Source organism: Pseudomonas sp. (assembly GCF_049645325.1).
Lineage (GTDB): Bacteria > Pseudomonadota > Gammaproteobacteria > Pseudomonadales > Pseudomonadaceae > Aquipseudomonas.
The window spans coordinates 1-10981 of record NZ_JBARTQ010000654.1 but is presented as its reverse complement, the minus strand read 5'-3'; the positions used below and the strand labels follow the sequence as shown (position 1 = coordinate 10981).

Below are 10981 nucleotides of genomic sequence, written 5' to 3'. Positions count from 1 at the left end.
GGGATGTTCTGCGAAGCCTCGAACTTGGGGTCGCCTTCCATCACCCGTTGCTCCCAGGTGACCTGGTTCAAGTCCTCGTTGTTGAAGACTGCGCAGATCCATTTCGGGCTCTGCCACTGCCGCCAGTATTTGGCGACGGTGATCAACTCGGCCATGTTGTTCATTTGCATCGCGCCATCGCCCACCAGCGCGATCACCGTGTGCTGCGGATGCGCGAATTTGGCCGCGATTGCATAGGGCACGGCGGCGCCCATGGACGCCAGACCGCCGGACAGCGAACACTGCATGCCTCGGCGGATCTTCAGGTCACGCGCATACCAGTTGGCGCAGGAGCCGGAGTCGCTGGTGATAATCGCGTGGTCGGGCAAGCGCGGCGAAAGTTCGTACACCACGCGCTGCGGGTTGATCGGCTTGGCCTTGGCCAGGGCGCGTTTCTCCAGGGTTTTCTCCCAGCTTGCGCGCCAGCCTTCGACCTTTTTGCGCCAGGTGCGCGCGGTCTTGTGTTCCAGCAGCGGCAGCAGTGCGGCGAGGGTTTCGGCCGCATCGCCGAGCAGGTTCACCTCCATCGGGTAACGCAGGCTCAGCATGTCGGGTTGCAGGTCAATCTGCACGCCACGGGCCTGGCCTTCCTTGGGCAGGAACTCGGAATAGGGAAAACCCGAGCCGATCATCAACAACGTGTCGCATTCGGTCATCAGCTTGTAGCTGGGTTCAGTGCCGAGCAGGCCGATGCTGCCGGTCACCCACGGCAAGTCATCGGGCAACACCGCTTTGCCGAGCAACGCCTTGGCGGCGCCTGCGCCCAAAGATTCGGCCACGGCGATCACCTGGTCAGTCGCCGCCAATGCCCCGGCGCCGACCAGAATCGCAACTTTTTTGCCAGCATTGAGTACGTCAGCCGCGCGTTGCAGGTCGGCGTCATAGGGCACGACTTTGGGTTTGCTGTAGCCCACACCGGAATGCACCGTGCCATGGGCCCTGGCGGGCGGCTCGTAGGCAGCTTCCTGCAAGTCGTTGGGCAAAATAATTGCTGTGACCCGGCGCTCGCCGACGGCGGTGCGTACCGCACGGTCAATCAGGTGGCGCACCTGCGACGGCACCGAGGCCTGTTGCACAAAGGCACCGGCCACGTCTTTGAACATCGACACCAGGTCCAGCTCTTGTTGGTAATGGCCGCCCAGCGCTGCACGGGCTTGTTGCCCGACAATGGCCAGCACCGGCATGTGGTCCATGCGCGCGTCATACAAACCCGTGATCAAATGCGACGCACCCGGCCCGGAGGTGGCAATACACACCCCCAGTTCGCCGGTGAACTTGGCATGCGCCGACGCCATGAACGCGGCCATTTCTTCGTGACGGGCCTGGATGAATTCGATCTTGCCGTTGGCGCGACTCAAGGCGCCAAACACGCCGTTGATGCCATCACCCGGATAACCAAAAATCCGCGTGACGCCCCATTGGGCAAGCCGTTCAACCAGAAAGTCACCTACTGTCGTTGTCATTGGAACCCTCGCTTAAACCAGGTCGAATGGAAACGGGCGCACAGCATTGCGCCCGCCATGCGTCAAAGAATCGGCTTGCCGCCCGTCACGCCGTAGCGTTCGCCGGAGATGTAACTGCCCTCATCGGAGGCCAACAGCACATAAATCGGCGCGACTTCGACCGGCTGGCCTGGGCGACCCAAGGGTGTATTGCTGCCGAAGTTCTTCACCGACTCTTCAGGCATCGTCGACACAATCAACGGCGTCCAGATCGGCCCGGGCGCGACGCTGTTGACGCGGATCCCGCGCTTGCCGAGCAACTGCGCCAGGCCTGCCGTGAAGTTGGCGATGGCGCCCTTGGTGGCCGCGTAACACAACAGGGTCGGGTTGGGCGCATCGGAGTTGACCGAGCTGGTGTTAATGATCGAACTGCCCTCGGCCATATGGGGCAGCGCAGCCTTGCAGATCCGAAACATGGCCGTGACGTTGACGTCGAAAGTCTTCACCCATTCCTCGTCAGAAATTTCCTCCAGGGTTTCGTGGGTCATTTGAAAGGCTGCGTTGTTGACCAGAATGTCGATGCGGCCGAAGGCTTCTACCGTGTCATTCACGATGGCCGCGCACTGCGGCTGGCGGCTCAAATCACCCGGCAAAAGCACGCATTGGCGGCCGGCCGCTTCGACCCAGCGCGCGGTTTCCTTGGCGTCCTCGTGCTCGTCCAGGTAGGAAATTGCTACGTCCGCACCTTCACGTGCGAAGGCAATGGCGACAGCTCGGCCGATGCCGCTGTCGGCACCGGTGATCAAGGCGACTTTGTTCGCCAACCGGCCTGAACCCTTATAGGTTTTTTCACCACAATCGGGTTGCGGGTCCATCCGGTATTGGTCGCCGGGAACCGCTTGCTGTTGGGGTTTGAACGGTGGTTTTGGGTAGTTGCTCATCGGAGGTCCTCCTTCGTTTGCCTATTCTTGCGAGGACTCACCGCAGGCAATAGTTCAGACGAAATTGCAAAATCCGGATTAGCGTTGCGGTGGTGAGGTACCACCCGTCGATCTGAGTAAACCTTCGCCAGTATTTGCACCTCAACCGAATGGTGAGGGTTGATCGAGCGACGTTAAAACGTTCTATGGCAGGCCGTTTATGAGCTATATTCCGCACTCCCTCCCATCCTCACCCCGTCTGAATCGAGACCGTGTGATAACGGTTTTTTAGCGCGCTGTTAATCAAGGTTTTCCTCATGAAGTCTGCCCCACCGCGGTCCCTGAACGTTCCGCAACGCAAGGACCTGACGCCCAGCCACCTGAGCTTTCCGGTCGTGGGCATTGGGGCATCGGCGGGCGGGCTGCAGGCGGTCAAGGCATTTTTCGAGCACATGCCCAAAGACAGCGGCATGGCCTTTGTGGTGATTTTGCACCTGTCTCCCGACCATCAGAGCGTGGCGGACAAGATCATTCAGGAGGCGACCGGAATGCCGGTGCTCCAGGTCGTGGAAACCACGCCCATCGAGATGAACCACGTCTACGTGATTTCGCCAGCGCAGCACCTGGCGATGAACGATGGCTACCTGGCAGTCACCCCTTCGGTGCGCGAGGGTGGTTCGCACATTGCCATTGACCTGTTCTTCCGCGACCTGGCAGACACGCATAAAGAGCGTGCGTTTTGCGTGATTCTGTCCGGCACAGGCTCCGACGGCGCCGTCGGGCTGTCACGCATCAAGGAGCAAGGCGGCGTTACGCTGGTGCAAGCGCCGGAAGACGCCGAGTTCGACGGCATGCCCCTCGCGGCTATCGAAACGCAGATGGTCGACCTGGTGCTTCCCGTGGTGGAAATGCCGCAAAAACTGCTGGACCTGTGGCGCAATGCGCAGGCGATCATCCTGCCCACTGCGAATGACCCCGAGATACGTACCACGCCTCCGGCCAGTGAGCGCGACGCTGCGGTCGCCGAACAGTTGCTGTTGGACATTCTGATTCAGTTACGGGCCCGTACCGGTCACGATTTCAAACATTACAAGCGTGCCACGGTGTTGCGTCGTATCGAGCGCCGGTTGCAGGTCACCGCCCAGCCTGACCTGGCGGCCTACTACAACTTTCTTCAGAGCCACCCCGACGAAACCAAGGCGTTGCTGGGCGATATGCTGATCGGCGTGACCAACTTCTTCCGCGATCGCGAGGCCTTTGAAGCGCTTGAGCGTGATGTGATTCCCAACCTGGTGAAATCGCTGGAAGACGCCGTGCCCCTTCGCGAGGAGGTGCGTATCTGGTCGGCCGGTTGCTCCACCGGTGAAGAAGCCTACAGCCTGGCAATGCTGGTGGCCGAACAACTGGCGCTGGACGCCAGCGATGCGAAGATGCAGGTGTTTGCCACCGACATTGATGAGCGGGCGATCACCCACGGGCGCAACGGCGTGTATCCCGAAGCGATCATCACCGACGTACCGCCGACGCGCTTGCGCCAGTATTTTTCCAAGGAAAAAAACCAGCACTATCGGGTGCGCAAAGAGATTCGCGAAAAGGTGCTGTTTGCCAAGCACAGCCTGATGGCCGACCCGCCCTTCTCGCAGATCGACCTGATTGTCTGCCGTAACCTGCTGATCTACCTCGACCGTGAGGTACAGCGTGACATCCTACAGATGTTCCATTTCGCCCTGCGCCCCGGCGGTTACCTGTTTTTGGGCTCTTCGGAGTCGGCCGATGGCTGCCTGGACCTGTTTGTGCCGGTGGACAAGCGCAATCGCATCTTCCGTGTGCGCGCCGGTTCGACCGTGCTGCGCCGTACACCGACGATGCCACGCGGTGGCTACCTGCGCTCCAGCCCCGTGCCGGTTGTGACTGAAACCAAGGCACCGTCCAAGGTCTCGTTTGCGCAGATTCACCTGCGCGCCCTGGAAAGAGCCGCGCCGCCGAGCGTCATTGTCGATATCAATGCCGAAATCCTGCACATCAGCGAAGGTGCCGGGCGCTTCCTGCGGTATGTCGCCGGGGAAATGACCCGCAACCTGTTGGCGCTGGTGCATCCAGACTTGCGCCTGGACATTCGCACTACCCTGTTTCAGGTCCAGCAGTCCGGCCTGCCCGTGACGTCGCGCAAAGTGCAGGTGGAGCATGGCGAAGGCCAGTATCTGGTCGACATCACTGCCCTGCCCTACAGGGACGACGCCACCGAAAGCGACTATGTGCTGGTGATCTTCAAAGAGACCGAAATTGACCCGCAGCAGGCCGGCGAGATCAATATCAACCACGCCGAAAACCAGATAATGAGCAACCTGGAGCGCGAACTGCAGCGGACCAAGCTGCACCTGCAGGACACCATCGAGCAATCGGAAGTCTCCAGCGAGGAACTCAAAGCCTCCAATGAAGAAATGCAGGCGGTCAACGAAGAGCTGCGCTCGGCCACCGAGGAGCTGGAAACCAGCAAGGAAGAGCTGCAGTCGATCAACGAAGAGTTGCTGACCGTCAACTACGAGCTCAAGACCAAGGTGGAAGAGACCGACAAGGTCAATGACTACCTGACCAACCTGATTGCCTCCACGGACATCGCCACAGTGTTTGTCGACCGCAATATGCGCATCCGTTGGTTTACACCCCGGGCAACCGACATCTTCAGCATGCTGCCGGTCGACACCGGGCGCTCGTTGATGGACATCACCCACCGTCTCGATTACCCGGAGATGGCTGCGGACGCGGCGAATGTATTTGAATCGCTGAGCATGATCGAGCGTGAGATCAGCAGTAAGGACGACCGTTGGTACATCGCGCGCTCACTGCCTTATCGCTCAAGCGAAGACCATATCGATGGCACCGTACTGACCTTCATCGACATCACCAAGCGTCGACTCGCAGAGGAAGAACTCCGCCTGGGCGAGGAGCGCATGCGCCTGGTGGCCGAAAGCACCCATGACTTTGCAATCATCATTCTTGATGACCATGGCGCTATTACCGATTGGAACACCGGCGCGGAACTGATATTTGGCTACGCCAAAGACGAAGTGCTGGGCGCTTATTACGACTTGATCTTCTCCCCCGAGGACCGCACGGCTGGCGTCCCCGAAAACGAATTGCGCGCAGCGCGTGAACACGGGCGTGGGGAGGACGAACGCTGGCATGTGCGCAAGGACGGCAGTCGCTTTTATTGCAGCGGTGAAGTCACGCTGCTCAAGAGCGACAGCCTGAAAGGCTACGTCAAGATTGCCCGCGACCTCACCGGCCATAAACGCATTCATGACGAGCAGAGCAAGCGGCTGATGGAAACCCAGAACAGTAGCTTGCTGAAGGATGAGTTTTTCGCGGTAATGTCCCACGAGCTTAAACACCCGCTGAACCTGATTCAACTGAATGCCGAGTTGCTGCGCCGCCTGCCCGCCACCAAGGCCACAGGGCCGGCGATGAAAGCGGTCAATACCATCTGCGAAGCGGTTTCCAGCCAGGCGCGCATCATTGACGACCTGCTGGACGTGGCACGCGTGCGCACCGGCAAACTCAAGCTGAAAAAGCAGCCCGTCGACCTCGCCAAGACACTTCGGGATATTTACGACGTGGTGCTCGCCGACGGCCACAGCTGCCAGGTGACGCTGGATGTTTCATTGCCACCGCCAGCCGCCTTGATGATCGAGGCGGACCCTACCCGCCTGGAGCAGGTGATATGGAACCTTGTCAACAATGCCTTGAAATTCACGCCTGAAAACGGCCGTGTCCAACTGGTCGCCAGTCGAGTGGATGGGTATGCGCAACTGGACGTGATCGACAGCGGCGCCGGGCTCACCGAAGAAAACCTCGACAAGATTTTCGACCTGTTCAGCCAGGCTGAAAATCAACACCAGACCCACCAGCGCGAAGGCCTTGGAATCGGCTTGTCGCTGGTGCGTCAATTGGTTGAAGCGCATGGAGGCCAGGTGAGTGTTCACTCGCAGGGCCTGGGCTATGGCTGCACCTTTTCAGTCTTGCTGCCACTTGCCGAACAGCACGAACCCTTGGCCAATGACCCGGCCCTGAGAGACGAAGACAATCGCCTGGGCGGCTTGAAAGTCTTGCTGGTGGATGACTCCAAGGAAGTGCTTGAAGTGTTGCACATGCTCCTGGAAATGGAAGGCGCCGACGTCAAGGCATTCGGCAGCCCGCGAGTCGCGCTTGAGTCTGCCCGCACGGACCAATATGACCTGATTATTTCGGACATTGGCATGCCGATCATGGATGGCCATGAGCTGATCAAAAATATCCGCCAGTTGAGCCACTTGCGGCATACCCCCGCCATCGCCCTGACCGGTTACGGCGCCGTCAGTGACCAGCGTAAAACCGTCGAGTCGGGTTTCAATCACCACGTCAGCAAGCCCGTGGCCCACGACACCCTGATTGAGCTGATCGAACGACTGTGCAGTACGAGCGACCCGGTTTAACCCTCGGGCTTAACGGCGTTGCCGCCTTGGAGCGCCGCGCCTTCACCAGCACGGCTTTGCGCCAGCAACTGGTCGACGACCGCCTGTAAACGCGTGTGCGCAGGCGCGGGGCCAGCCTCGAAGCAGCGCAGCTGGCGTTCGGCACTGGTGCCGTCGCGCACGAGCTGCTGCGCCTGGGCAAATACACCCTCCTCGCCCAACGCCCTGGCGGTGGCACCGAACTGCTGTTCAGCCAATGCAAGCCATTTCGCAAGTGTGACTGCCGCTGCATCAGGCGCCAGCACGAAGCGCCCGCGGGAACCCCAGCGCCGCGCCTGGATACGGTTTTCCTTCAGCAACCAATGGCGTTCGAGGCTGAAGCCGTTGCCCGGTGCAGGCAACAGGCACGCGTGCTTGACCATCACCCGAAACAACCCGGCCAGGAGCAATGAATCGGCCAGGCGCGGGCAAGCATCGGTCATGCGCAACTCCAGCGTCGGGTAATTCAACGACGGTCGGCAGCCCCACCAGACGTTCCCATCCTCGGCCAGCGCGCCGGTGCGCTTCAACACCCCGAGGTAGTGCTCGAAACTGCGCGCATCCGGCAGATATTCGGGTACGCCCATGCGCGGCCATTCATCACAGGCCACCTGCCGGTAACTGCAATAGCCGCTGGGAGCGCCACGCCACAGCGGTGAAGAAACGCTCAGGGCCAGCAACAGGGGTAGCCAGGGCAATACTTCGTTCATCACTGCGATTCGGTCTATGCCGGCGGGAATCTCGGCATGGACGTGCAGGCCGCTGAGGACACTGCGCTGCGCGACGATTGCAAATTCGTCGAACAGATGGCGGAAATGCACTTGGTCGGTAGCGCATTGGGCTTGCCAATCCGCCAGCGGGTGCGTGCCGCTGCAGATAAACCCCAGGCCGTGCTCGGCCAAGGCCCGGCTCAGCTCGCGGCGTACCCGGCCGAGGTACGTGGCGGCGTGCCGCGCATCCTCGAACACCGGCGACGCCACCTCAATCTGCCCTGCAAACATTTCATAGGCAAACCCGCCACCAATCACCTCGCGGCACACGTCAAGCACCCGCGCCGACGGCTCAGCCAGCATGCGCCGGCTGTGCAGGTCGGTGATGAAATACTCTTCTTCAATGCCGAAACGCTGCCGGTGGTCCATCGCCGGTCAGTTCAGTCGGGTGACAGTCAGCACCACGGCGGCGATGCGCTCGACCCGCTCGTAGCCAGGTTTTTCCAGCTCTTCGCCGAACACGTCGGGGTCCAGCTCGCGGTAGGTCCAGCCAAAGGCGTCGCTGGTCAACATGGCACGGGCGGCCTCAAGGAACGCATCGCGCCCGTCGACTATCGCCACGCCGGTGTAAAGCAATAACGTGCCCTCACGCGTCAGGCGCGGCAATGCTTCTCGCAGGATGCGCAGCGACAGCGCTTCACCCAATGCACCGCCGCCGTGGCGGTAGGCGCGTTGCTGGCTGTCCTTCATATAGGGCGGGTTGGCAAGGATCAGGTCAAAGTGGCCTTCGACGCTGTCGAGCACGTCGCTGTGGTAGACGCTGACGTTGGGGGCCTCGGCCAGTTCCGCATTGACCGCGCTCAGGCGCAGTGCGCTCGGGTTGATGTCTACCGCCAACACCTCGGCGTTGTGGCGAGCGCGCGCCACCAGCAAAGCCCCGGCACCGGAACCACAGCCGATATCCACCGCGCGGTGGATCGGCGCGAAGCGTTGGCGCAGGCACTCATCAATGACGCCGGCGAAGCGGTAGGTGTCGGGGCCGAAAAACACCGAGTCGGCGTCATCGGTGGGAAACGCCGAATGGGCCAGCAGCAGTGAATCCAGGCTCGACCAGCGCACCGTGCTGTGCCAGCGACCGTGTGCCTTGACGACAATGCCGGCCTCTTGCAGCTCCAGCCATTCGGCAGGCTCGAACGCCTCGGCATCAAACGGCCGTGACCAGCCAAAAATGCCGCGCCTGTCGCTGGCCGAGGCGTTGCCGGCGCGTGCATTGACCCGTTGGTGCGTCAGCGGCGTTGGGGTGATGAACCGATAACCGTCCGCCATCAGGCGCCGGCCCAGGTGCAGTAACGCCCGATCGGCACGCGACTGCGCCGTGGATATCGTGGAAGTAGGACGCAGCAGTGAGTCGGCCATGAGCGGGATTCCTTGTCGGTCAGCGCAGACCTGCGCGCAATTCAATAAAGCGTCGGGTGGCGAACAGGCCAGCGGGGCGATGGTGGCGATGCGGGGCCAGCCACGGCAGCAGAAGTGCCAATTGCTGTTCTGCGGGCAGGTGCGCCAGTGACGCCTGGAGCGCGCACGTTTCCGGGTCGGGCGGAAGGTCTGCCGGCGTCACGCGTTGCGCTGCAACATGGCGCATGGGCGCTTTTCCGGCGTGCCAATCCCCTGCGATCCAATCGCGCAGCAGCTGCTTTTCATAGCCGCTGAACACGCCAAACATGGCAGCGCCGGGGCCCTCGATCAGTTGCCAGAAACGGCTCTCCTGCGGGTCCTGATGCCGCTTGATCCAGCCTTTGTCCTGCAAGACCTGCAAAAACCCGCGCACCTGGCCAGGCTGCGCCAGCCACTGGTTGACGCTCTTGCCGTCAAACCGGCAGTAATCGGAATGCATGTGAAGGCCGAACGGGCGTTTGCGTTCCAGCATCGCCACCAGCTCACACTCCAGCTCAAATGCCTGGATCACGGCGGTGGTGCCCACGCCAAGGTCGTTCAGGCGGTAACCGCGCCGAACCCGTTGCCAGAAGTCGGTGGCATCCAGACCGCACGGCATCAACTCCAGCACCGCTTGCACTGCCCGACGGGCGTGCCCGCTGCTGGCGTTGTCGATGGTGACATGAAGGCTGAAATAGTAAGGGTCGATCCCCAATTCCTTGAGTTCGTAGGCACAGATAAGCAGATGCAACGGCAGCTGTTCATAGCCCAGGTTGTAGCCGAGAATTTCCGGCATGAACGCGTGCGCGTCCTGGCCGAGTGCCAACTGGATTGCCCCTTGGTGAAAGTGCCGGTCCTGCCAGTCGAAATCGCCTTCGCAGCCTTGTTCGGCCAACAAACGCTGATAGATCGCCACATGGTTTTGCGTGAGCTCGCCGTCGCCGAGTTCTTCCAGGTACGTGGTCACGAGCCCGTCATAGCGGTAATCCTGCGCATGCGCCAAAACGCCGTAGAGCCAGGCGCCGTCCACTTGTTTGGTTGGCGCGACACAGTGCAGGAAGTACAGCGCATGGGCTTTGCACTGGAAATATCGACGGCCACTGCCTTGCTGGCGGGCCTGCAAATACTGCGCATACGCCTGCGCGACGGTGCTGCAATTGTGTTCGACCCAGCCCATCAGTTGGCTGGGGGACGGTGGCAATTGCTCGGCGTCGAGGTGGTCCACGGCGTCCAGCTGGGCGTGCAGGAAGTCAGCCGCCAGCTGCGCAGATTCTGCGTCGCCATCGGTGAGTAACCGTTGGTAGAGCCTGCGCAACGGCCCCTCTTTCTGCACTTCGCCGGCTGCACTCTGCAAGGTCTGGAATACGGTCATGAGGCGCTCCTGTTATCGAGGCTTATTGCTGCGCGCTGTGTGGCGCGTCTATACGAAAGAGCCGCCTCGTGCGCAATAATTCCATCGAATCGGGCCGTGCCCGGACGCTCGGTTTAGTCGCAGCAAAGACCATCGCCGAGCGCCCTTGGCCCGGGCGTTCAGCCCTTGCTGTGTTCAGGCGATGAAGGCCCCTTGGTCACACCGCGCGGTCCGGCAACGGCCCATATCACCGCCCCCAAAAATGGCAGCAACACGACCAAGGCGGTCCAGCCTGCCTTGCTACCCGATGAGTTATCGCTTCGCCATACGCTGTTGATGATCCATAGGTCGATCAACAGCAGGATGACCAACAGGCCGATCCAGAAATACGTGGTTTGCATGGTGCACCTCCCGGTTATGGACGTTAGGTTTCAGCGCAACGCGGGCGGTTCATTATTTTTCATGATCTTGCCTGCGGGAGGGTGCATAACGTGCGGTTTTAGTGCTGAAAGGACTCAGCGCCCACCCCTACAAGGGCCAGCCTTTGAACGGCCGTGGTGTGGCGAATTCTCAATCTAAAAAGAAGATAGTTTCC

At 60.9% G+C, this 10981-nt stretch carries 7 protein-coding genes; 1 reads left to right on the top strand and 6 read right to left on the bottom strand.

What is annotated here, in order from left to right; translation table 11 throughout:
* Both WBB95_RS28130 and WBB95_RS28125 read right to left on the bottom strand, forming a co-directional pair.
* The coding region (locus WBB95_RS28130; protein ID WP_424490549.1) for a thiamine pyrophosphate-requiring protein at positions 1–1502 on the bottom strand (1502 nt) is incomplete at its 3' end.
* 62 nt (positions 1503–1564) lie between these two features.
* The gene (locus WBB95_RS28125; protein ID WP_424490548.1) at positions 1565–2422 is read right to left on the bottom strand and encodes an SDR family oxidoreductase; all 858 of its coding nucleotides are present in this window, start codon (positions 2420–2422) and stop codon (positions 1565–1567) included.
* A 296-nt stretch (positions 2423–2718) separates the two neighbouring features.
* Between WBB95_RS28125 and WBB95_RS28120 the strand changes: the two genes are divergently transcribed.
* A complete protein-coding gene (locus WBB95_RS28120) occupies positions 2719–6873 on the top strand; it encodes a CheR family methyltransferase (RefSeq protein WP_424490547.1) in 4155 nt (1384 codons plus the stop codon).
* Here WBB95_RS28120 and WBB95_RS28115 read toward each other — a convergent pair.
* From WBB95_RS28115 to WBB95_RS28100, 4 genes are all read right to left on the bottom strand, one after another.
* Positions 6870–8030, bottom strand: coding sequence for a carboxylate-amine ligase (locus tag WBB95_RS28115; RefSeq protein WP_424490546.1), 1161 nt, complete (start codon positions 8028–8030; stop codon positions 6870–6872). The two genes, WBB95_RS28120 and WBB95_RS28115, sit on opposite strands and share 4 nt — an antisense overlap.
* 6 nt (positions 8031–8036) lie before the next feature.
* Positions 8037–9017 (bottom strand): methyltransferase, encoded by a 981-nt coding sequence (locus WBB95_RS28110; protein ID WP_424490545.1) that lies wholly within the window; start codon positions 9015–9017, stop codon positions 8037–8039.
* A 19-nt stretch (positions 9018–9036) separates the two neighbouring features.
* On the bottom strand, positions 9037–10407 hold the full coding sequence (locus tag WBB95_RS28105; protein WP_424490544.1) for an iron-containing redox enzyme family protein: 1371 nt from the start codon (positions 10405–10407) through the stop codon (positions 9037–9039).
* Between the two features lie 158 nt (positions 10408–10565).
* Positions 10566–10787 carry a PLD nuclease N-terminal domain-containing protein gene (locus tag WBB95_RS28100; protein WP_424490543.1) on the bottom strand — a complete coding sequence of 74 codons (222 nt, stop codon included), beginning with the start codon at positions 10785–10787 and terminating at the stop codon, positions 10566–10568.
* Between the last annotated feature and the right edge of the window lie 194 nt (positions 10788–10981).